We start from the raw sequence: 20,039 nt of genomic DNA, 5'->3' as shown, positions 1-20,039 counted from the left end.
GCGTGCTGAGCCGGATCTGGCCCGACAGCCTGGTGGCGCGCATCGCCGTGGTGATGTTCCTGGCGCTGTCGATCGAGTGTCTCGGAGGGGAATGGCTGTTTCAACGGGCGGAGACCGAGCGGGTCGCCGACGCCCGGTTGCGCAGGCTGGCGGAGCATCTCGCGGTCGCCGACCGTATCGCGTCGGACCTGCCGCAGGCCGCTCGCGATCCCTATCTGCGGCGCCTCTGGCCAGATGACCCGAACCTGCGGTGGACGTCGGAGATGAATGGGGGCGTGACTGGTCTCGACGCCGCCCAGATGGAAGAGGTGCGATCCGCCCTCGATCGGGTGACGCCGGCGTTGTCGTCCCGGAACATGCGGCTGTCGGCCGCGTCTCCGCAAGGCCGGCTGTCAGGCGCGATGCAGTTGCAGGACGGCTCATGGCTTCGCTTCGAGACCCGGGATGTGGCGCTCGCCCAGCCGATTCTCGAACGCTTGTGGGGGCCGCTGCTGACCCTGCTGGCGGGCGTCAGTATCGCGACCGCGGGCCTTGCCGTGATGGTCGCGCGTCCCCTCCGGCGGCTGGCCGCGGCGGCCGACCAGGTCGGACGGGCGGAAGACCCTGTCGTCGTTCCGGAGGAGGGGCCGAAGGAGGTCCGGCTGGTGGCTGGCGCTTTCAACGCCATGCGCGACAGGCTGTTGCAGCAGGTCGACGAACGCATGCAGGCCCTGGCGGCCGTCTCGCACGACCTCAGGACCCCCATCGCCCGCCTGCGCCTGCGGACATCCGAAATCCGGCCCGCGAAGGTTCGTTCGGGCGTGCAGCACGACGTCGACGACATGGATCGTTTCGTGACGTCCGTTCTCGACTATCTGCGAGGCGGCGACGCCGAGCCGCTTCAGGCCGTGGACCTTGCGACCATCGTCCAGACGATCGTGGATGAGGCTCAGGACGCGGGCGCCAATGTTTCCTACGAGGGACCTCGGCGGCTGGAAGCTTCCACACGGCCGGTCAAGTTGCAGCGCGCCGTCCTGAACCTCGTTCAGAATGCGGTTCGGCATGCGGACACGACGGTCGTGTCGTTGAGTCGTGAATGCGTGAGCGCGATCATCGTGGTCCAGGACGATGGTCCGGGAATTCCAGACGACAAGCTCGAGGACGTCTTCCAACCCTTCTACCGAATCGAGGATTCCCGGAACCGGGTGACCGGCGGCGCCGGTCTAGGGCTTTCGATCGTGCGGCGCGCCGCCGCGCGGCTACAGGGGCAGATCTCGCTTGTGAACCTGAAGGACGGCGGATTGCGGGCGACGCTGGTCATCCCTCTCGAAGCGTCGTCTTGAGGAGCGCCCCGGCGCAGGGCTCCATCCCCTTATGTGCGGCGGGTCGGAGGGGCGAATCCGACGGGCAGGTAGCCGCGCAGGAACGCTTCGACCGCCACCGAGACCGGACCGGAGATCGGCCGCTTCCCGGCCTCCATTTCGAGGATACGGCTTTCGCCGTGCTTGTCGGCGGAACTGAAACGAAGCGCGCGGGCGAGATCGGCGGGAGACCAGCCCATGGCCTCTCGCGCCTGGCGCAGATGATCGCCCGTCTCAATCACAACACGGCTCCGACGCTAAGCCAGGCCTGCGATCGCCCGCCGATCCGGCCAGAAGACACCTTCATACAGAGTTCCGTTTAAAAATATGGGATCAGCCTTCGACCCGGTCGAGCGCGGATGTTCCTAGGCCAGTCACCGTCCCAGCTCCAGGCTCTCTGACTGAATTGAGCCGGTCCGGTAGGGTCATGCCGCGACGACGGGGCTGCGGCGGGGACGCGAGGCCGCCGGGGGACATTGATATCCGCGAGGTCTCGCGGGTCCATGTGTGACCGCTCACGATGACGCCTCCGCGTGGCGGAAGGCCGAGAACGGGCGCCGAACGAGTCCCCGAGATTTCCCCGCGGTGGAGCGGAGTGCTTGCGAGCTGTTCTGGAGAATTCCCGGTGGGGAGCGGGATGATCTCATCCCGCTCCCCTAGGAAGAATGGTGCCGCCGGGCAGGATTGAACTGCCGACCTCAGCCTTACCAAGGATGCGCTCTACCACTGAGCTACGGCGGCGAAGGCGGGCGCTATAGCGGGAGCCGGGCGTCGCGTGAAGCCTAAATTGACGTCGGAGGCGCTTGACGGGGGAGACCCAGCGCCGCAGGTGGAGGGGATGGCGAAAGGCGACGACGAGGGGCGGGGGCCGTCCGATCCGCGCGAGGCGAAGCTGGCCCAGGCGCTGCGGGCGAATCTTCGTCGCCGGAAGGCTTCGGGGGCGCCTGCGCCGGCGCCGAAACCACAAGGCTCCTCCACGGATTGACCGCTTGGCGCGTCCGCAGCGCCCAGGCTAGATACCCCCGGAGAGGCGCCGCGACGGACTGCGACGCCATGTGCGTCGTAAGGATACCGATTGGATCGCATCGCCATCACGGGCGGCGCGCGGCTGCAGGGCGAGATCCCGATCAGCGGCGCCAAGAATTCGGCCATCAAGCTGATGGCCGCCAGCCTGCTCACCGAAGAGCCGTTGCGCCTGACCAACATGCCCCGCCTGGCGGACACCCGGTTTCTGGGGAATCTGCTTCGGCGCCTGGGCACGGAGGTGGTCGAGAGCGACGGGCCGGACGGACCCGAGACGCTGCTGACCACCCGCGAGATCGTCAGTGGCTTTGCGCCCTACGATCTGGTGCGCCAGATGCGGGCCTCCTTCAACGTACTGGGGCCGCTGCTGGCGCGTTCGGGGCAGGCCAAGGTCTCGATGCCCGGGGGCTGCGCCATCGGCGCGCGGCCGGTCGACCTGCACCTCAAGGCGCTCGAAGCCCTGGGCGCCGAGATCGATCTGCACGAAGGCTATGTCTACGCCCAGGCGCCCCGCGGCCTGCGGGGCGGGGAGGTGGAGTTTCCATTCGTGTCGGTCGGCGCCACCGAGCACACCCTGTTGGCCGCCGTCCTGGCCGATGGGGTCACCGTGATCCGCAACGCGGCCTGCGAGCCCGAGATCACCGACCTCGCGGACTGCCTGAACAAGATGGGCGCCAAGGTCACGGGCGCCGGAACGCCCACCATCCTGATCGAAGGTGTCGGCCGCCTGTCGGGCGCGACCCATGCGGTCCTCCCCGACCGGATCGAGACCGGCACCTATGCGCTGGCCGCCGCGATGGCAGGAGGCGAGGTGCGGCTGACCCGGACGCGGAGCGATTTCATCCAGGCCCTGATCGACAAGATGGTCGAGGCTGGGGTCGAGGTGATTCCGCACAACGACGGCCTGACGGTGCGCCGGAACGGCGGCCGGCTGCGCGCGGTCGAGGTGACGACCGACCCTTATCCGGGCTTTGCGACCGACCTCCAGGCCCAGTTCATGGCGCTGATGACGCTGGCCGATGGCGAGAGCGTGTTTCGCGAGACCATCTTCGAGAACCGCTTCATGCACGTTCCCGAACTGGCCCGCCTGGGCGCCGACATCTCGGTTCATGGCGGAGAGGCGCGGGTGCGCGGCGTGGCGGCGCTGCAAGGCGCCCAGGTCATGGCGACCGACCTCCGCGCCTCGGTCAGTCTGGTGATCGCCGGGCTGGCGGCGCGCGGCGAGACCGTCGTCAATCGCGTCTATCACCTGGACCGCGGCTTCGAGCGGCTGGAGGAAAAGCTGGGCGCCTGTGGCGCGCAGGTCCGCCGACTCAAGGGCGAAGGGGTTGCAGAGGAAATCGAGTAGGCATGTCTCAGACGGCGCCGCTGCAGCTCCTGGCTATCGATCCCGACGATCTGGCCGTGCTTTCCGCCGCGCTCCAGGATGCGGTGGCCAGGGTGGGGGACATCGCCTACGAGCCGAAGGCGCGCCGCCTTACGATCGCCTTCAACCGCTATCGGTGGGAGGCGGGGCAGCGCCAGCGGGTGCGGTCGGCCCTGCAGGTGGGCGGGGTGATGGGCGTCCAGACCCGCCGGATCCGCCGCGAACGTCGGGATGCGGTGGTGGAGCTGTTGTCCCTGGACTTCAAGGCCGGCGAGGCGCCGGGCGGCGTGCTGATGCTGACCTTCGCGGGGGGCGGCGACCTCCGGGCGCAGGTGGAATGCGTCGACGCGGTTCTGGCCGATGTCTCGGCGCCCTGGCCCACGCCCAGGACCCCACAGCACGAGCCCTGAGCGCTCGGGCCTGAGGGTGAGGGCCTGAGCGGATGGCCTTCGGGCGCCGCGACGGGTAAGAGAGCGCGCCATGCGCCGCTTCCGTTTCTCCGATCCTGGGTTCGACACCGTGTTCCCGGCCTTCGTCGCCGAGCGCCGGGGCACGCCCGAGGAGGTGGACGCCATCGTTCGCGATGTGTTGGCCGCGGTCCGGGCCGAGGGCGTGGCCGCGCTGATCCGCTACGCACGCGAATTCGACCGGTTCGAGCTGACCGAGGCGAACCTGCGGGTGCCGGCCGAGGAGATCGAGGCGGGCGCGGCCGACTGTCCGGCCGAGGTGCGCGACGCCATCGCTTTCGCCGCCCGCCGGATCCGCGCCTATCACGAGCGGCAGCGGCCGGCGGATCAGCGGTTCACCGACGAAGCCGGGGTCGAACTCGGCTGGCGCTGGACGCCGCTGGACGCCGTGGGGATCTACGTGCCCGGCGGCCGGGCCGCCTATCCGTCCACGGTGCTCATGAACGCGGTTCCGGCCGCCGCCGCGGGAGTCGGTCGCATCGCGATGGTGACGCCGCCCGGCCGCCTGCAACCCGCCGTCCTGGCCGCCGCGAAGGAAGCGGGCGTCACCGAGATCTGGCGTGTGGGCGGCGCCCAGGCGGTGGCGGCCCTCGCCTACGGCGCGGGACCTATACTGCCGGTGGACAAGATCGTCGGGCCCGGCAACGCCTTCGTCACCGCCGCCAAGCGTCGGGTCTACGGGACCGTGGGAATCGACGCCCTTGCCGGACCGTCCGAGATCGTGGTCGTGGCCGACGGCCTGAGCAATCCCGAGTGGATCGCCGCCGACCTGCTGTCCCAGGCCGAACACGATCCCGCCGCCCAGTCGATCCTCATCACGGACGACGAGGCCTTCGCGGCGCGGGTGGAAGCGGCTGTCGAGACGCAACTGGGCGCGCTGGCGACGGGCGAGGACGCCCGCGCCTCGTGGCGGGACCACGGGGCGGTGGTGATCGCTCCGTTGAACGAGGCGCCCGGGCTGGTGGATCTGATCGCGCCCGAACACGTGGAGTTCGCCACCGAGGCGCCCGAGCGCCTGGCCGACCGGGTGCGCCATGCCGGGGCGATCTTCCTCGGCCGGCATGCGCCCGAGGCCGTGGGCGACTATGTCGCCGGTTCGAACCACGTGCTGCCGACCAGCCGCGCGGCGCGGTTCTCGTCGGGCCTGTCGCTGTTCGATTTTCTCAAGCGCACCTCGATCATCCGGTGCGACGAAGCCGCCTTCGCGGCCCTTGCGCCGGCGACGATCGCGCTGGCCGAGGCGGAAGGATTGCCCGCTCACGCCCGTTCGGCCGCGATCCGGATGGGGCAGGGCGCCTGAGGCCAGGAACCCCGGGCGACGGCCAAGCGTTGCCGGCCGGGGTGTCCGAGGTTAAGCCCAGCACGTGTTCGCCAACGCAGAAACTTCCGAACAGGCGGCTGACGTCGCGACGAAGCCGGGCTTCACCGAACAGGTGATCGCTTCGACCACTGGCGCGGTCGATCACATCCTGAGTCTCGACCCGGGCGTGGCCGCCCTCAACCTGTTGGCTTCCGCGATCGTGGTCGCGCTGGCGATCGGCCTCGTCTGGGGCGTGGGTCGGGTGCTCGACTACTGGCTCGCGCGGGTGTCGGTGGCCGGCGCAGAGGCCCAGGAGGCGCGCGCGCGCGAAGAAGCGCGCACCCGGAAAGCGGCCCGCCTGACCTGGGCGCTCTTCCGCTTCAGCGTCGCCCTGGGCGTCGTCGCCGTCCTGCTGGACGTCTGGGGCATCGATGTCCGGGCGTGGTTGTCGGGGGGCGCGGGCGCCCGGCTGGTGCGTCTCGTGCTGGTGGTGCTGCTGGCGACCGCGCTGGTGGAACTCGCAGGCTTCGTCATAAAGCGGCTCATCGACGGTTTCGCGCGCCGCAGCGGCGATCCCCGCCGCGCTGCGCAACTGCGGACGCTGGGGCCGCTTCTGACGGGCAGCGCCCAGACCATTCTGGTCGTGGTCGGCGTGCTCACGGTGCTGACGGAGATCGGTCTCAAGGTCGGCCCCATCCTCGCGAGCGCCGGCGTCCTGGGCATCGCCGTGGGTTTCGGCGCCCAGACCCTGGTGAAGGACTTCCTGACCGGCGTCTTCCTCATCGCCGAGGACGTCGTCTCGGTGGGCGACAACGTCCAGATCGGGAGCTCCAGCGGCACGGTCGAGGCCATGACCCTGCGCACGATCCGTCTGCGCGACGCCAACGCCACGCTGCACATCTTCCCGTATAGCGAGGCCCAGGTGATCCATAACCGGACCAAGGTCTTCTCGTCGTACCTCGCCGAAATCCCGATCAGCTACGACAACGACGTCGACCGGGCGCTGGAGGTGGTGCGGAAGGTGGGAGAGGGCCTTCAGGCCGATCCGCAGTACGGGCGGATGATCACCCGGCCTTTCGAGGTCATGGGCGTGGATCGCCTCGCCGACAACGCCGTCTATCTGAAGGCCCGGCTCACGACTCAGCCCCGCGCGCAGTGGGAGATCGGCCGCGAGTTCAACCGACGGCTCAAGAACGCCTTCGACGCGGAGGGCGTGCTCACCCCGGTCAAGACGACGCCGGTCGCCGCCCAGCCGCTGGAGGAACAGCTCCCGGCCGCCGCCGAAACGCCGGCTATCGACGGCAAAAGCTGAACATATCCTGTCGGCGGTCGCTTCGGGGCCGTTCAGACGGCGCCGGATACAACCCGGTCATTCCACGAGATCCGTGAAGGACTGGAGATGACCATGCGGACACTGACCACAAAGACCGCCGGCGGCCTGGCGACGGCTCTGATCGCCGGAGCCTTGCTCCTGGGCGGGGGCGCGAGCGCCAACGCCGGCGTTCTCGGCTGTTCTGCTCCCGGCGGCAAGCAGGAGGCCGGGGCCGTAGTGGGGGCCCTGGTCGGCGGTTTCATCGGAAATCAGGTGGGCGGCCGCAGCGCCACCGGCGAGACCGTGGCGGGGGCTGCGCTCGGCGCCGCGGCCGGTTCCGCCATCGGCTGCGAGGCCCAGAAGGATCGCGCCAAGTCGGCTTCGACCTACACCCAGGGTGGATACCGCCTGTCGCGGAATGTCTCGCCGGCCCGCTACAGCCGAATCGATGGCCCCTTCGTGGCCCTGAGCGGCGTGAATGTTCGTTCGGCCCCGACGACGGGCTCGGCGCGAGTCGGTCGCCTTCAGAATGGCGAGCGCTTCCAGGCGTTGGCCCATGTGCGCGGAACCGACTGGATTCTGGTGGGCCGCAACGGCGTGGGCGTCGGCTATGTGCGGGGCGACTTCGTTCGGCCGCTGAGCCCGCGCTACGCCGGCCGCTGAGGCGGGTCTCCCGCCTCCCACACCCTCGCGTCCGGACGCGAGGGTGTCCTTTTTGCTCTATCCCAGCGGTCTGAGCGATCGACACCGACTGCCGGGATGACGAGGACCCCCAGTTTGCAATAAAGCTCCGCCGAGGAGCCATGGCCGAAGATCCGAGCAAGACCCACCGGCTGCAGTCCGTCGAGCTCGACGAGGAGTCGCTCGCGGCGGTTTCGCGCGACCAGGAGCAGGAGCGCCAGATCGCGATCTTCGACCTGCTGGAGGAGAACCATTTCCATCCCGAGGGCGCCGAGGGCGGCCCCTACGACCTGCGGATGGGCCTTCTGGAGAACCGCCTGGTCCTCGACGTCCGCGGCCCGGCCTACGAGCGCCGCCACATCCTGTCGCTGTCGCCGTTCCGGATGCTGATCAAGGACTATTTCATCATCTGCGACAGCTACTATCAGGCGATCCGCAATTCGACGCCTCAGCAGATCGAGGCCCTCGACATGGGTCGGCGCGGCTTGCACAACGAAGCCTCGGAGCTCCTGCGCACGCGTCTCGCCGGCAAGATCGAAACGGACCTGGACACCGCCCGCCGCCTTTTCACCCTGATCTGCGCCCTGCACTGGCGAGGCTGAGCCGGATGGCGGCGGACTCCGCGAAACGGCTGCCGGACGCCGTCCTCTTCTGCTGCAACTTCAACCAGGTGCGCTCGCCGATGGCCGAGGCGCTGCTGAAGACGTTCGCCGGGACGCGGATCTTCGTGGACAGTTGCGGGCTCAAGCGCGGCGACTTCGATCCGGACGAGGACGATATGGAAGTCGACCCGCTCGCGGCCGAGGTCATGCGGGAAGTGGGCGTCGACCTGTCGCGCCATCGCTGCAAGACGTTCGACGAACTGGAGGACGATTCCTTCGATCTCGTGGTTTCCCTCACCCCGGAGGCTCAACACAGGGCGGTGGAGCTGGCGCGGGGGCGGTCGGCCGAGATCGAGTACTGGCCCACTCTGGACCCCACTCTGACCGAAGGTTCGCGGGAGCACAGGCTCGAGGCCTACCGCCAGGTGCGCGACGGGCTCGTCGAGCGTATCCGTCGACGTTTCGGGCTGTGACGAGCCCATCGACGTTGTCATGGCCCATGCGCTATACTGGCCGCCGAAATTGCGGCTCGCGGCCCGACGGCGCGAGCCGTCGTCTTATGTAGAGCCGCTGAGGATCAAGGGAGCCGCATGGCGAAAGAAGAACTGCTGGAGTTTCCGGGCACGGTCAGCGAGGTGCTGCCGAACGCCACGTTCCGGGTGAAACTCGAAAACGATCACGAGATCATCGCCCACACGGCCGGCAAGATGCGGAAGAACCGCATCCGGGTTTCGGCTGGCGACAAGGTCCTGGTCGAGATGACGCCGTACGACCTGACGAAGGGCCGCATCACCTTCCGCGTCCGCTAGACGACCAGAGGCTGCGACTTGGCTTCTGAGCCGCGCCTCGTCCTGGCCTCCGCGAGCCCGCGCCGCCTCGAACTCCTGCGTCAGATCGGCTTCGCGCCGGACGCCGTCGAGGCCGCCGAACTGGACGAGACTCCCCAACCCAAGGAGACCCCGCGCATCCTGGCCGGCCGGCTGGCCGAGGCCAAGGCCGCGCATGTCGCCGCCCGCCGGTTGGGCGAGTATGTGCTGGCGGCCGACACCGTCGTGGCCGTGGGGCGGCGGATCCTTCCCAAGGTCGAGGACCGCCGGGAGGTGGCGGCGTGCCTGAACCTGCTCTCGGGGCGCGCCCACAAGGTGCTGACCGGCGTCTGCGCGCGTGCGCCGGATGGCCGGGCCGCCAGCCGCGTGGTGGAGAGCCGCGTGCGCTTCAAGCGTCTGTCGCCGGCCGAGATCGACGCCTACCTTTCCAGCGGCGAGGGGGTGGGCAAGGCTGGCGGGTACGCCATCCAGGGCCTTGCCGGGGCGTTCGTCATGTCGCTCCAGGGATCCTATTCCGGCGTGGTCGGCCTGCCGTTGTACGAAACCGCCGGCCTTCTCGCCGGTCTCGGCTATCGGCGCCCATGAGCGAGCGCCGCGCCTACCTCGACCCCGGCCTCGGAGAAGATCGCGGCGTGGTCACCCTGGATGGGCGCCCCGAGCGGTTCTTCCTGCGCCGCGAGGGCGACGATCCGCGCCTGCAGCTGGGCGCCCGGCTGATTGCGCGGGTCGAACACGTCGAGCCGGTCCTGGCGAGCGCCTTCCTCGACCTGGGAGGCGTGCAGGCGCTTCTGCCGTTCAAGCCCGAGGCGCGGCCGGTGCGCGGCGCCGCCGTGACCGTGGAAATTCGCAGCGAGCCCCGCGAGGGCAAGCTGGCGACGCTCAGGGCCCTGGGAGCAGGGGAGGGGGCGCCCCGACTGCTTGAGCCGGCCCCGACGCTCGCGGACGTGTTGCAGACGCTCGTTCGTGACGGGCCCGTGGCGACCGGACCGGAAGCCCGCCGCGTGGCCGATGAGGCCGAGGACGAGGCGTTGCAGACCATCCACGCCCTGCCCGGCGGCGGGACCCTCGCCATCGAACCCACGCGTGCGCTCACGGCCGTGGACGTGGACCTGGGCGAGCGCAAGGGGGCGGACGGCAAGCGCGCCGCGCGCCAGGCGAACCTCGCCGCCCTTTCGGAGGCCGCGCGCCTTCTGCGGCTGAAAGGCCTGGGCGGTCTGGTGGTGGTGGATCTCGTGGGCCGCGGGCACGACGGCGCCGCGCTGCTCGCGGCGGCCCGCCATGCCTTCGGGCCGGACAACCCCGGGGTCGCCATCGGGCCGGTCGGTCGGTTCGGGACGATGGAACTGTCGATACCGCGCCGCGCTGCGCCTGTCCTGGAACGGCTGCGACGGCCCGAAGGCGGACTCACCGATGCGGCCCTGGCCCATCGCCTCGTCCGGAGGCTGGAGGCCGAAGGCGTGGCTCAACCGGGAGCCCGGCTGGAAGCGCGGTGCGCGCCCGACGTGGCCGCGGCGGCCGAATCCCTCGGTGTCCGGCTTGCCGAACGGATCGGCGCCCGCTTCGCGATCGTGGGTGAGCCAGGGCGGCGGCGCGCCGATTTCGACGTGGGGTCGGCGGGATGAGCGGAGCGTGCCCCATCTGCGGCAAACCACCTCTGTCGGCGTATCGTCCATTCTGTTCCAAGCGCTGCGCCAACGTGGATCTTCATCGCTGGCTGACGGGCGCGTACGCCGTACCGGCGCAAGAGGACGAGAGCGGTCCGTCCGACGACTTCGCCGGGGATTTCGGGGACGATTGAGGCGGTCTCACCGGCCCGCTGGACTTACGGGAACGCCTCTTCTATAGACGCGGCTCCCGCGCGCCGGGACCCAGGCCTGGGTAGCTCAGTTGGTAGAGCAGCGGATTGAAAATCCGCGTGTCGGTGGTTCGAATCCGCCCCCAGGCACCATCCCCCCTATCGATTTCATCAGCCTGATTTTCTCATCCGATTTGGGTGACCCTGGATCGCCGAGATTGCTGCGTTGCAGCAATCTCGGCGCCGCTTTCGATGGTGAAACGCAGGGCGTGCAGCGCTTCTTGCGTGTGCAGCGCACAATCCGTGCGGATGCGTCAGTATTTTGACTGCGGCGGGCAAGCTTCTGCCCCTTGACGCTTCGACAAGGGGTTGCCAAAGGGTCATGCCGCTCTCTTACAAAGCGGTAAGACTTTGGGTTCCTCTCGTGGGAGTTCAAGGCCGTCCGCACCGTTAGAAACGCCAATCCTGCCTCAGTCGGGAGTCCGCGTTTTGGGTCGGGCGCAGCGACAGCGCCTCTGGTGTTTCGGTTCGCGTAGGCGGGCTGGGCGCCAGGGTTGTTTCAACTAGGGTGGAGACGCTCTCGCGCGACGACCCTCCGGCCAATCGTGCTAGACCAACCAGGAACTGGCGACAGATGCTCGACAACAAACTCAAGACCACGTTTTCCGCTCTCTTCGGCGCCGCGGCGCTGATGATGAGCGCGCCGGCGTTCGCTCAGGACGCCGCTCCGGCCGCGCCTGCCGCCGCTGACGCGGCTGCCGCTCCGGCCGCCGACGCCGCCCCCGCGGCCCCCGCGGCCGAAGAATCCGCCGATCCGCCCACCATGAAGAACGCCGGCAAGCTGAATGTCGGCACCATGTTCATGGACTCCGACCCGGTCGTGAAGGTGATCATGATCGGCCTGGCTCTGGCCTCGGTGTTCAGCTGGGCTCTGCTGATCGTGAAGATCCTCGAGTTCAACGCCCTCAACAAGGCGTCGGACGGCTTCGTGGAGAACTTCCGCAGCGCCAAGTCGATCAACGACATGAGCCGCATCGCGCTGTCCGAAGAGTATGACGGCAACCCGCTGGCCGACATGGCGGCCGCCGCCGCTCAGGAGATCGAACTCTCCAAGCAGGCGGGCCTGGCCATCACCGGCGAACATCGCGACACCACCATCGATCGCGCCCAGCACGCCGTGAGCGCCGTTCAGGCCACGCTTGCCCGCCGCTTGTCGGGCGGCATGCAGTACCTCGCATCGGTCGGTTCGAACGGTCCGTTCATCGGCCTGTTCGGTACGGTGTACGGGATCATGAACTCGTTCATCGGGATCGCGAACACCAACACGACCAACCTGGCCGTCGTGGCGCCCGGCATCGCCGAGGCCCTCCTGGCCACGGGTCTGGGCCTCTTCGCGGCGATCCCCTCGGTTATCTTCTACAACTACTTCCAGACCCGCATTTCCGCCTACGGCGCGCGGTCGGAAGGGTTCGTGGCCGAGCTGATGAACGCCATCTCCCGGCAGCTCGACAAGGGGGCCTAAGCTAGATGGCCGCCAAGATCTCCAGTTCCGGAGGCGGGCGCTACCAAGAGGATCAGAACGCCGAAATCAACGTGACGCCTTTCGTCGACGTGATGCTGGTTCTTCTGATCATCTTCATGGTTGCGGCGCCGATGGCGGCCGTGACGGTCAAGGTGAATTTGCCACCGGCCGTCGCCCCGCTCGGCACGAACCCCCCGAAGCCGGTCTACATCTCGATCCAGCCGGGTGGAGGCCTGTACATCCAGGACTTCCGCACCGACCTTCCGATGCTGGGCGACGACCTCCGCAAACAGCTGGGCGAGTCGCGCAATCCCGAGAAGGAGCGGATCTTCATTCGCGCGGACAAGGACGTGCTCTACGGCGACTTCATGGGCGTGATGAACATGCTGCAGGACAACGGGTTCTACAGCGTGGCCCTCGTCGGCGAAGACAAGTAGGTGGCGCCCATGTCTGAGACATCACCTGACCACGCCATCGTCCGGCACAATCCGTTCGACGATCCGAAGCCGCCGCGTCGCCCGGGGTTGATCATCGCCCTGGTGGTGGCGGTCGCCGTGCACGCCGCGCTTGGGGTGTATCTGTGGAAAGCGCGCTTCGATCCGAAGTACAAAGAGTACTCGGACGAGGTGACGGACGTGTCGATCATCAAGCCCGTCCCGCCACCACCTCCGCCGCCGCCACCTCCGCCGCCGCCCAACACGCCGCCGCCGCCGCCGCCCAAGCTGCAGCCGCGGCCGCCGGTGGCGGTGCCCGACGTGCCGTCGATCCCGCCGCTGCCGGTTCCGCCGGTCGAGCGTCGGATCGAGGAGCCTCGGCCTCCGGCGGCCCCGCCGCCCGAACCGCCGCGGCCGTCGGTCATCACCAACCCCGACTGGCGTCGTCGCCCCTCAGGTGAGGACATCGCTCGCTTCTACCCCGACCGCGCTTCGCGGATGGAGGTGGAAGGCCGTGCGACCCTCAGCTGCTCGGTGACCGCCCGTGGCACGCTGGAGAACTGCTCGGTCGTCGAGGAGTCACCCGACAACATGGGCTTTGGCGACTCCGCCATGCGCATGAGCCGGCTGTTCCAGATGCGGCCGCAGACCCGGGACGGCCAGCCTGTCGATGGTGGGACTGTGCGGATTCCGATCCGCTTCACCCTGCCGAAGTAAGCCGGTCGGACTACGAAAGTCAGGGCCCCGGTCGCGCAAGCAACCGGGGCCTTTCTTTTTCACCGGATTGGGAAGCTGTCCCGACGGACGCGTTGTCGCGAGGCGCCCGGGCTCCGGCGGACTTTCCCAGGCGTACGGTTCGGCCCCGAGAACGGCGCGCGGTCCCCTCTTCGCGGGCCTGGAGCTCAAGAGGTGTCGGGACGGTCTCGATTCGCCGCGGGCGGTGGCGCGGGTGGATTCTTGCCCGTCGGGCGACTTCGTCGTCACCCTCTCCGATGGCCGCCAGCTTGCGGGGTCACGCCGCTGCGGACGGCCGTTGCTGTAGTCCCGAGCATAAGCTTGATCCGAGGCCGCCCCGCGACTAGAAAGCGCGCTCACGACACGCCGCCTTAGCTCAGTTGGTTAGAGCGCCAGATTGTGGCTCTGGAGGTCCCCCGTTCGAACCGGGGAGGCGGTACCATCGTAGAGTGTTGAGAATACAGCAATTTGCTTCGGTTCCCTTTTGTTCCGAACGCTGTTCTTTCCACCCCGTTTTACACTCCCGGTTTTCTGCCTGTTCCCGAGGGCGCACGACGCGTGCCGCCGCGGCGTCTGAAAGCCGGATCCCGTCGGCCTGCCGGCGGTATTGAACGAAGCTCGATGCGCTCTCCCGTGTCCCATCATCGCGGCGCCTTCGGCGTCGCTGCAGCCCGCTTGTTGGCGGGCCGCCGGCGTAAGCCCACAACGGCATGTCCACATGGAAGCCGCTGCTGAACCAATCCCGCTATGGTTGCGTTTCGTGCTCCATAGCGTGTCCCATGTCTCTTTCCTTTGTTCCCCCGTCGCGAAGAGTTCGCACAGCAGCGCCGCCCCGCCGGCGCGAGGCGCGGACGCTGCCCGCGGGGATCGGCCTTCTTGTTGGCGCCGCAGCTTCTCTCGGCCTCTGGGTGATGATCGCGCTCCTCTTGTGGAGCCTGTTCGCTCCGTAACGCCCGTCCGCCCTGGCGGGGCTAAGTGTCGAAGCTATGAAGGTTGTTCTCCCGGGGTCGGGTTGGGAGAGTGGGGTTGCGAAGCTCCAGCCTCTAACCGGGAGGGCCCCGGATGAACGTCCATGAGAATGCCCGCCTGACGCCGGCGGGTCGAGCGTTGCTGGCGCGGCCTGTGTCTGAGGGCTGGACGGCGAAGGCGGCCGCGGAAGCTGCGGGTGTGTCGCTCCGTACGGCGCGCAAGTGGATCGGCCGGCATCGTCGGGGTGGCGAGCGAAGGCATCACGACCGCAGCTCGGCGCCCCGACGATGTCCGCGCAGGGTGGCTGAGGCGCGGATCGGTGAGATCGAGCGGCTGCGTCGTGGGCGGATGACGGGGCCGGCGATCGCAGCGGCGCTGGGCATGGCGCGCTCCACGGTGGGGGCGGTGCTTCGCCGGCTGGGCCTGGGCAGGCTCTCGGCCCTGTAGCCGAAGCCGGCGGTGATCCGCTACGACCGCGCCGCGCCCGGCGAGATGATCCATCTCGACATCAAGAAGCTGGGCCGCTTCGAACGCATCGGCCACAGGATCACGGGAAACCGCCAGAAGGGAACCTCGCGCCACGCCGGCTGGGATTTCCTGCATGTCTGCGTCGATGACGCCTCGCGGCTGGCCTACACCGAGATCCTGCCCAGCGAGCGCAAGGAGGACACCACCGCGTTCCTTGAGCGGGCGATAGCCTGGCTGGGCCGACACGGCGTCACCGTCGAGCGCGTGATGACCGACAACGGCTCGGCCTATCGCTCCAAGCTCTTCCGCCAGGCCCTGCTGAAGGCCCGGGCCCGCCATGTCCGAACCCGACCCTACACGCCCAGGACCAACGGAAAGGCCGAACGCTTCATACAGACCAGCCTGCGCGAATGGGCCTACGCCAAGCCCTACGCCTCATCGACCGAACGCTCCCACGCCATCGGTCCATGGACTGACGCCTACAACCTAACCCGACCCCACGCCGGCATCGGCGGCCTCACACCCTGGGCCAGGGTGAACAACCTTCTTGGAAACGACACCTAGGCCACTACCTCCAGGACCGGTCGGGCAACCAAATCCAGCCTGATGCGCCCGCGCCCTGGACGGCTGAGGCGCACGGGCGCCCCGCGCTCGTCCAGCCGACGCCGCAACAGGATCAGCCGTGTCTCGAGGTTGTCCTTGAGCTCCGGCAATCGGAGCGTGCCGTCCAACCGAATCTCGCGATTGGTGAAGTCCTGCCGACCTGTCTCTGCGGCGATGGTGAGAAAGTGGAACAGGAGTCGGCCTGGGACACCCTTGATGATGTAGGCGTCGTCGATGAACAGACTGTCGTCATGGGTGTGATAGCGAACCTGGAATCGGCGGTCGGGACTGCGCTCGGGCGGCGGGACAACGCGGCCCGAAGGCTCGCGCGCCTCGAGCTCGGCGAGGCGCAGGCTGGCCGCGAGCTGGACCCCCACGAGACTGAGCGCGTCCTCGTCTTCAGGGGTGAAGGCGAAGCGCTTTGCGGACTCGGCGAACAGCACGCCGAAGAGCTCTCCTCGCGAGACGATGGGCGCGGCAAGCTGGCTCTGCGCGGCAGCGAGTTCCGGCAGTGGGATGAGGCGGGCCGTGTCTAGGTCCGCCACGTTGCTCACCGCCACTGCGAGTCGGTGACCGCGGCTGACGTCGTTGAAGCGGATCGCCTGCCGGTGGGCGGCGGCGATCCCGATCGCGCCGTCGCCCAGCGTGACCTCGGCGCCAGCGCCTTCCCGGGCGTAGCCGCGGCTGCCCAGTGTGTTCAGGGTCTGCGTCGCCGGGTCGAAGACCAGCGCCATTACGGCCTCGAACCCCAGCTCTCGGACGAGGCCGTCCAGGGCGCTGTCGAGGACAGCGTCCGCTTCCGGCCGGGCCGCGATCCGCGCCGTGAGCCGCGCCGCGCGCGCCAGGCTGACGCCGGCCGGCATCGGGGCGCGGGTGGCCTCCGGCGGCTTCGGCGCGTGCACCGCGCGGCGGCCGGTCACGCGATAGACCTCCGCGCTTCTCAGCCGCATCACCTGGGGAAGGCCATGCTGGCTGCTGATCGCCGCCAGTTGCGCGTTCATGCGATCAAAAACATCGCCGTGGGCCAGCGAGCCGACGTGCACGACGTCCAGGACATGCTGCGCCCCGGTCCGGCCGCTGACCACCATGACCGTGGCGAGGCCCGTCGCTTGCACGTTCGCTGCCGTCTTCGAAAAGAACTGGTTCGAGAGCGCGATGTGCTGCTCATCCACCATGTGCACCTGCGACAGGTAGGAGACGTTGGGGACGCCATCGGCGTCCAGCGTGGCGACCGCTGCCGGGATCACGCCTTCGAAGCAGTCCTGCAGATCGCCGAGCTCGACGGTCATGCGTCGGCCCGCGCGAGGACACGCCCTGCGCCGTCTCCCGGGGTCTGGTCGAAGACAGTCGAAGGAAGGACCCGCAGCTCGGCCAGAGGCTCCGGGTCGATCCACTGGTCGATCTGGGACGGCAGGATGCCCAGGCGACCGAGCTCTGCCGCCATCTCGGCGCGATAGGCGGCTGCGCGCGCGTCGGCAGCATCGTCGCCCGCCGACAGGCTCAACAGCGGTCCCTTGACCTGCACGGCGCGGTAGTCGGACGGGCTTACAAAGGTCAGGGCCACGGTGTCACCTGGAGACAACCCGCCCAGCGCCTCGGCCCATTGGCGCACTCCGAAGACCATGTGAAGTTCGCCGTTGTCTTGCACCGAGCATCCGAGCCCGCGCGCGATGGCGGGGCGCCCCTCGGCGCTTCGCGATCCCATGAGGATCATCACGGGACCCTGGAGAAACCGCACCAATTCGGGGTCGAACACGCCGCGCACTCCGCCTGGGCGATATTTTAGGAAACGTGGCTCCGCTTAGGAAGGTTTTAGGATGAGGCGTCCCGCGATGGCGCCTAGTGAACGGGTCCTCCACGCCATGCAGAGGACCATCGATGCCCACCCCGCATTTCATCGCCGCCGCCGAGAGCGGCCGCTGGGACATCTACGGTCCCATCCACAAGGGTCTGCGCCTTGCCCACGGCGAGCTGCTCCACCGGCTCGGAGCCGCGGACTTCGTATCCGCCGCGCCGCGTCAGCTGCTGGCGGACCTTCGCGCGCATCTGGCGTTGGCCGCGGCGCACCTAGAGCATGAAGACACGGTGATTCATCCGGCGCTCGCCGGCCGCGCTGCGAACGCCACGGCGGGGCTCGAGGACGACCACCTGCACCACAGGGCCCGGTTGGCGATGCTCGAGAGCGCCCTTCTCGCGACAGAGCATGCTGCGCCGTCCGACCGGCCCGCTCTCGGCCGCAGCCTCTACCTCGCCTTCTCCACGTTCGTCGCCGAGGACCTCGCCCACATGGGTCGCGAGGAGACGGAGATCTGGCCGCGTCTTTGCGCGCTGTTCGCCGACGAGGAGTTGGCGGCTCTGGAGATGAGCATCGTTTCGAGCCTGAGCCCGGCCGAAAACATCGCGTTCATGCGGATCATGCTGCCGGCGATGAACCGCGCCGAGCGCAGCGCCCTGCTGAGCGCCATGAAGTCCAGCGCGCCTGCAGACGCCTACGCTGAAGTGATCGAGCGGGCCGCCCGTCCGACCCTGGCGCCCGACGACATGAGCCACCTGAGCGAGCTCGGCCTCGCGGCCTGAGCGAACGCGACTTCACACGCAACGAGTTGGAGAAGACTGAATGACCCGATCGATCCTGACCCCGGTTGTGGGCGCAATCCTGGCGGCCGTTCTCGGCGGCTCGGCCGCAGCCGCAACCCGCATCGTGAACTTCACGCTGGGCGCCGACGTGGCGTCGGGCGAATTCTCGTACGACGCCGCTCTAACGGGCGTGATCGGCTACGACGACCTCGCAACCTTCTCCCTGACCTTCTTCGAGACCGGAAACGCGTACGATCTGTCCTTCGTGCGGTCGGGCGACTTCTCCGCCTATCGGGGCTTCAGCTTCGACACCGCGTCGTTGACCTTCATCACCACGGCTCCGGGCGGCGCTACGCAGATCATGAGCGCCATCAAGAATGGCTTCGGCGAGGGCTTCTTCGTTCGCGACGATGCGGGAGGCCGTGGGGCGACGGACTATGCCGATGGACGCGAGCTGGCCTTCGACAGCCTCGAGATCACCTCGCGGGTAGTCGGCGCCGGGGTCCCGGAGCCGGCGACGTGGGCCCTCATGATCGCAGGCTTTGGGCTTGCCGGAGCGAGCCTCCGACGTCGCGTTTCTCCAGGCTCCGTCGTTGGCGCCGCGTAGTCGTCCGCTGCACGCGCCCGACCGCTGCGTCTGTCGCGAGGCGCGGCGGTGGCGGCCTACAAGCCTGCCCCAATCAACTCCAACCTGAGAGCCGACATTGCGTCTATTGCCGCTCGCCTTCGCCCTTAGCCTGTCCGCTGCGCCGGCGCTGGCACAAGACACCCCCCAGAAGATGTTGAATATGGCCAGCCAAATCCGCGCCCAGGCCGCGCAGATGAAAGAGATGCTGTCGCCCACGGACTATGCTGACATGCTCAGCCAAGCGGCGCAGATCGAGCAGGACGTGCGCGACGGAGGCTTCGCGATCCCGGTGGCGAAGGAGCCGCTCACGCTCTCCAAGCGCATCGCCGATGCCCATCAAGGCCGGCTCGACTGGCTGGACGGCGAGGCGGCCTGCGTCGGCTACGGTTGGGAGAACCACAGGACGTTCGTCTCGAACTACGGCGACCCCGAACGCGACCGTCTCTGCCGCAAGGCTTTCGCCCATTTCGAGCGGTACTTCCTCATCACGCGCGACGGCGGCGGCAGCGCGGCCGCCGAACCGCACCTGGAGGCCTATGACCGTACGGCGCAGGCGGCGACGGACTACTATGCAAACAGGCGGCGCTAGCCAGGCAGTTGTGCACGCCGTGAAGGTTCGTCTTCGGCGCCGACCCCTGTTCTGCTTCTGGCGCACGACTGCCCTTGGGCTGACAGCAAATGTCTGACTTTCATGTCACACAAGCGGTGGCCCGGACGTCCTCTGGTCAGTCTACGACAGGAGATTCCATGGCACGCTTGAACTGGTCCGAAATTGCTCCCGAGGGCGCGAAGGCGCTTTTCGGGGTTCACCACTACGTCGTGGCCCGCACCGGCCTTCCTGCGGAACTTATCCACCTCGTCTTCCTGCGCGTGTCTCAGATCAATGGCTGCGCTCATTGCATCGATCTGCACAACCGCGATCTCCGAAAAACGATGTCGATCGAAAAGATCACCCTCATACCGGTCTGGGATGAGGTCCCGCATCTATTCTCCGACCTTGAACGGGGTGCATTGGCTTGGGCTGAGGAGGTGACACGCGTTAGTGAAACCCACGCGTCGGACGAAGCATATGCTGCGGCCTCAGCGGCGTTCGAGCCAAAAGACCTGGTTGATCTAACGATCGCAATCGCGGTGATGAACGCGTTCAACCGCCTGGGCGCACCCTTCCGTCTTCCGGTCGCGGCGACGGCCTAGGAGGGAGCTTGCGGCGAGTTGACTCGCGTCCGACGAAATCCCGATGAGTGGACTGGGCGCAATGTCAGCTTTCCGCGGGCGATCCAACTTCTCCTTCTGTTGAGGGTTTCGGATGCCGGCCCTCACGCGAGGTGGGCCTGGCCTGGGGCCGGCGTTCGGAAGCCTTCAGGGGAGGAAGCCGCGGTCAGCCGGCGGG

At 68.2% G+C, this 20,039-nt stretch carries 22 protein-coding genes, 3 tRNA genes and 1 pseudogene; 22 read left to right on the top strand and 4 right to left on the bottom strand.

Going from position 1 to position 20,039, the window contains the following annotated elements:
- Nucleotides 1–2 precede the first annotated feature (2 nt).
- The gene (locus ABS78_RS15980) at nt 3–1,322 is read left to right on the top strand and encodes an ATP-binding protein (protein ID WP_293381407.1); all 1,320 of its coding nucleotides are present in this window, start codon (nt 3–5) and stop codon (nt 1,320–1,322) included.
- A gap of 29 nt (nt 1,323–1,351) precedes the next feature.
- On the opposite strand, the gene ABS78_RS15975 is transcribed toward ABS78_RS15980, so the two are convergent.
- Together ABS78_RS15975 and ABS78_RS15970 are read right to left on the bottom strand one after the other, a co-directional pair.
- Entirely contained in the window at nt 1,352–1,582 is a 231-nt protein-coding gene (locus tag ABS78_RS15975; RefSeq protein WP_293381404.1) for a helix-turn-helix transcriptional regulator, read from the bottom strand.
- Between the two features lie 424 nt (nt 1,583–2,006).
- Nucleotides 2,007–2,081, bottom strand: a tRNA-Thr gene (locus ABS78_RS15970).
- A 334-nt stretch (nt 2,082–2,415) separates the two neighbouring features.
- Between ABS78_RS15970 and murA the strand changes: the two genes are divergently transcribed.
- The 17 genes and pseudogenes from murA to ABS78_RS15885 all read left to right on the top strand — a co-directional run bounded on the left by murA (nt 2,416) and on the right by ABS78_RS15885 (nt 15,405).
- Nucleotides 2,416–3,711: a UDP-N-acetylglucosamine 1-carboxyvinyltransferase gene (gene murA / locus ABS78_RS15965; RefSeq protein WP_293381401.1), complete on the top strand. Its 1,296-nt coding sequence runs from the start codon at nt 2,416–2,418 to the stop codon at nt 3,709–3,711.
- Nucleotides 3,712–3,713: 2 nt separating this feature from the next.
- Nucleotides 3,714–4,139 carry a DUF2948 family protein gene (locus ABS78_RS15960; RefSeq protein WP_293381398.1) on the top strand — a complete coding sequence of 142 codons (426 nt, stop codon included), beginning with the start codon at nt 3,714–3,716 and terminating at the stop codon, nt 4,137–4,139.
- Between the two features lie 70 nt (nt 4,140–4,209).
- Complete coding sequence (hisD, locus tag ABS78_RS15955) at nt 4,210–5,496, top strand: histidinol dehydrogenase (RefSeq protein WP_293381395.1); 1,287 nt, start codon at nt 4,210–4,212, stop codon at nt 5,494–5,496.
- A gap of 64 nt (nt 5,497–5,560) precedes the next feature.
- On the top strand, nt 5,561–6,808 hold the full coding sequence (locus ABS78_RS15950; protein ID WP_293381392.1) for a mechanosensitive ion channel domain-containing protein: 1,248 nt from the start codon (nt 5,561–5,563) through the stop codon (nt 6,806–6,808).
- A 93-nt stretch (nt 6,809–6,901) separates the two neighbouring features.
- Nucleotides 6,902–7,471 carry an SH3 domain-containing protein gene (locus tag ABS78_RS15945; RefSeq protein WP_293381390.1) on the top strand — a complete coding sequence of 190 codons (570 nt, stop codon included), beginning with the start codon at nt 6,902–6,904 and terminating at the stop codon, nt 7,469–7,471.
- A 140-nt stretch (nt 7,472–7,611) separates the two neighbouring features.
- A complete protein-coding gene (locus tag ABS78_RS15940) occupies nt 7,612–8,091 on the top strand; it encodes a UPF0262 family protein (protein ID WP_293381387.1) in 480 nt (159 codons plus the stop codon).
- A gap of 5 nt (nt 8,092–8,096) precedes the next feature.
- Nucleotides 8,097–8,564 (top strand): low molecular weight phosphatase family protein, encoded by a 468-nt coding sequence (locus ABS78_RS15935; RefSeq protein ID WP_293381384.1) that lies wholly within the window; start codon nt 8,097–8,099, stop codon nt 8,562–8,564.
- Nucleotides 8,565–8,681: 117 nt separating this feature from the next.
- Nucleotides 8,682–8,900 carry a translation initiation factor IF-1 gene (gene infA / locus ABS78_RS15930; RefSeq protein ID WP_111458197.1) on the top strand — a complete coding sequence of 73 codons (219 nt, stop codon included), beginning with the start codon at nt 8,682–8,684 and terminating at the stop codon, nt 8,898–8,900.
- An 18-nt stretch (nt 8,901–8,918) separates the two neighbouring features.
- Complete coding sequence (locus ABS78_RS15925) at nt 8,919–9,503, top strand: Maf family nucleotide pyrophosphatase (protein ID WP_293381381.1); 585 nt, start codon at nt 8,919–8,921, stop codon at nt 9,501–9,503.
- Nucleotides 9,500–10,540, top strand: coding sequence for a ribonuclease E/G (locus ABS78_RS15920; protein ID WP_293381378.1), 1,041 nt, complete (start codon nt 9,500–9,502; stop codon nt 10,538–10,540). Before ABS78_RS15925 ends, ABS78_RS15920 begins: the two co-directional genes overlap by 4 nt.
- Nucleotides 10,537–10,716, top strand: a complete 180-nt coding sequence (gene yacG, locus ABS78_RS15915; RefSeq protein ID WP_293381375.1) for a DNA gyrase inhibitor YacG — start codon at nt 10,537–10,539, stop codon at nt 10,714–10,716. Before ABS78_RS15920 ends, yacG begins: the two co-directional genes overlap by 4 nt.
- Nucleotides 10,717–10,790: 74 nt before the next feature.
- A tRNA-Phe gene (locus ABS78_RS15910) sits at nt 10,791–10,866 on the top strand.
- 481 nt (nt 10,867–11,347) lie between these two features.
- Nucleotides 11,348–12,235 (top strand): MotA/TolQ/ExbB proton channel family protein, encoded by an 888-nt coding sequence (locus ABS78_RS15905; RefSeq protein ID WP_293381372.1) that lies wholly within the window; start codon nt 11,348–11,350, stop codon nt 12,233–12,235.
- 5 nt (nt 12,236–12,240) lie between these two features.
- On the top strand, nt 12,241–12,672 hold the full coding sequence (locus tag ABS78_RS15900) for a biopolymer transporter ExbD (protein WP_293381369.1): 432 nt from the start codon (nt 12,241–12,243) through the stop codon (nt 12,670–12,672).
- 9 nt (nt 12,673–12,681) lie between these two features.
- Nucleotides 12,682–13,386 carry an energy transducer TonB gene (locus ABS78_RS15895; RefSeq protein ID WP_293381366.1) on the top strand — a complete coding sequence of 235 codons (705 nt, stop codon included), beginning with the start codon at nt 12,682–12,684 and terminating at the stop codon, nt 13,384–13,386.
- Nucleotides 13,387–13,769: 383 nt separating this feature from the next.
- Nucleotides 13,770–13,846, top strand: a tRNA-His gene (locus ABS78_RS15890).
- 620 nt (nt 13,847–14,466) lie between these two features.
- Nucleotides 14,467–15,405, top strand: a pseudogene (locus ABS78_RS15885) (IS481 family transposase).
- Here ABS78_RS15885 and ABS78_RS15880 read toward each other — a convergent pair.
- Both ABS78_RS15880 and ABS78_RS15875 read right to left on the bottom strand, forming a co-directional pair.
- Nucleotides 15,402–16,733, bottom strand: coding sequence for a GAF domain-containing protein (locus ABS78_RS15880; RefSeq protein WP_293381363.1), 1,332 nt, complete (start codon nt 16,731–16,733; stop codon nt 15,402–15,404). The pseudogene ABS78_RS15885 and the gene ABS78_RS15880 sit on opposite strands and share 4 nt — an antisense overlap.
- Complete coding sequence (locus ABS78_RS15875) at nt 16,730–17,200, bottom strand: pyridoxamine 5'-phosphate oxidase family protein (protein WP_293381360.1); 471 nt, start codon at nt 17,198–17,200, stop codon at nt 16,730–16,732. The genes ABS78_RS15880 and ABS78_RS15875 overlap by 4 nt, the downstream gene beginning before the upstream one ends.
- 122 nt (nt 17,201–17,322) lie before the next feature.
- On the opposite strand from ABS78_RS15875, the gene ABS78_RS15870 reads away from it, so the two are divergent.
- The 4 genes from ABS78_RS15870 (at nt 17,323) to ABS78_RS15855 (ending at nt 19,843) form a co-directional block, all read left to right on the top strand.
- Complete coding sequence (locus tag ABS78_RS15870; RefSeq protein ID WP_293381357.1) at nt 17,323–18,021, top strand: hypothetical protein; 699 nt, start codon at nt 17,323–17,325, stop codon at nt 18,019–18,021.
- 40 nt (nt 18,022–18,061) lie between these two features.
- Entirely contained in the window at nt 18,062–18,628 is a 567-nt protein-coding gene (locus tag ABS78_RS15865) for a PEPxxWA-CTERM sorting domain-containing protein (RefSeq protein ID WP_293381354.1), read from the top strand.
- A 181-nt stretch (nt 18,629–18,809) separates the two neighbouring features.
- Complete coding sequence (locus tag ABS78_RS15860) at nt 18,810–19,238, top strand: hypothetical protein (protein WP_293381351.1); 429 nt, start codon at nt 18,810–18,812, stop codon at nt 19,236–19,238.
- A gap of 158 nt (nt 19,239–19,396) precedes the next feature.
- Nucleotides 19,397–19,843, top strand: coding sequence for a carboxymuconolactone decarboxylase family protein (locus tag ABS78_RS15855; protein WP_293381348.1), 447 nt, complete (start codon nt 19,397–19,399; stop codon nt 19,841–19,843).
- The last annotated feature ends 196 nt before the right edge of the window (nt 19,844–20,039 follow it).

The sequence above is a fragment of the Phenylobacterium sp. SCN 70-31 genome (assembly GCF_001724605.1).
Classification (GTDB): Bacteria; Pseudomonadota; Alphaproteobacteria; order Caulobacterales; family Caulobacteraceae; genus Phenylobacterium.
Note: the sequence above shows the minus strand (reverse complement) of the source record. Positions and strands in the feature narration are given on the sequence as shown.

Excerpts from the sequence above, each read along its gene's own strand:
- infA (WP_111458197.1), top strand. The coding sequence starts at position 8,682 with ATGGCGAAAGAAGAACTGCTGGAGTTTCCGGGCACGGTCAGCGAGGTG.
- ABS78_RS15945 (WP_293381390.1), top strand. The coding sequence starts at position 6,902 with ATGCGGACACTGACCACAAAGACCGCCGGCGGCCTGGCGACGGCTCTG.
- ABS78_RS15870 (WP_293381357.1), top strand. The coding sequence starts at position 17,323 with ATGCCCACCCCGCATTTCATCGCCGCCGCCGAGAGCGGCCGCTGGGAC.
- ABS78_RS15900 (WP_293381369.1), top strand. The coding sequence starts at position 12,241 with ATGGCCGCCAAGATCTCCAGTTCCGGAGGCGGGCGCTACCAAGAGGAT.
- ABS78_RS15880 (WP_293381363.1), bottom strand. The coding sequence starts at position 16,733 with ATGACCGTCGAGCTCGGCGATCTGCAGGACTGCTTCGAAGGCGTGATC.
- ABS78_RS15895 (WP_293381366.1), top strand. The coding sequence starts at position 12,682 with ATGTCTGAGACATCACCTGACCACGCCATCGTCCGGCACAATCCGTTC.
- hisD (WP_293381395.1), top strand. The coding sequence starts at position 4,210 with ATGCGCCGCTTCCGTTTCTCCGATCCTGGGTTCGACACCGTGTTCCCG.
- ABS78_RS15865 (WP_293381354.1), top strand. The coding sequence starts at position 18,062 with ATGACCCGATCGATCCTGACCCCGGTTGTGGGCGCAATCCTGGCGGCC.
- ABS78_RS15960 (WP_293381398.1), top strand. The coding sequence starts at position 3,714 with ATGTCTCAGACGGCGCCGCTGCAGCTCCTGGCTATCGATCCCGACGAT.
- ABS78_RS15860 (WP_293381351.1), top strand. The coding sequence starts at position 18,810 with ATGGCCAGCCAAATCCGCGCCCAGGCCGCGCAGATGAAAGAGATGCTG.
- yacG (WP_293381375.1), top strand. The coding sequence starts at position 10,537 with ATGAGCGGAGCGTGCCCCATCTGCGGCAAACCACCTCTGTCGGCGTAT.
- ABS78_RS15940 (WP_293381387.1), top strand. The coding sequence starts at position 7,612 with ATGGCCGAAGATCCGAGCAAGACCCACCGGCTGCAGTCCGTCGAGCTC.
- ABS78_RS15920 (WP_293381378.1), top strand. The coding sequence starts at position 9,500 with ATGAGCGAGCGCCGCGCCTACCTCGACCCCGGCCTCGGAGAAGATCGC.
- ABS78_RS15905 (WP_293381372.1), top strand. The coding sequence starts at position 11,348 with ATGCTCGACAACAAACTCAAGACCACGTTTTCCGCTCTCTTCGGCGCC.
- ABS78_RS15935 (WP_293381384.1), top strand. The coding sequence starts at position 8,097 with ATGGCGGCGGACTCCGCGAAACGGCTGCCGGACGCCGTCCTCTTCTGC.
- ABS78_RS15855 (WP_293381348.1), top strand. The coding sequence starts at position 19,397 with ATGGCACGCTTGAACTGGTCCGAAATTGCTCCCGAGGGCGCGAAGGCG.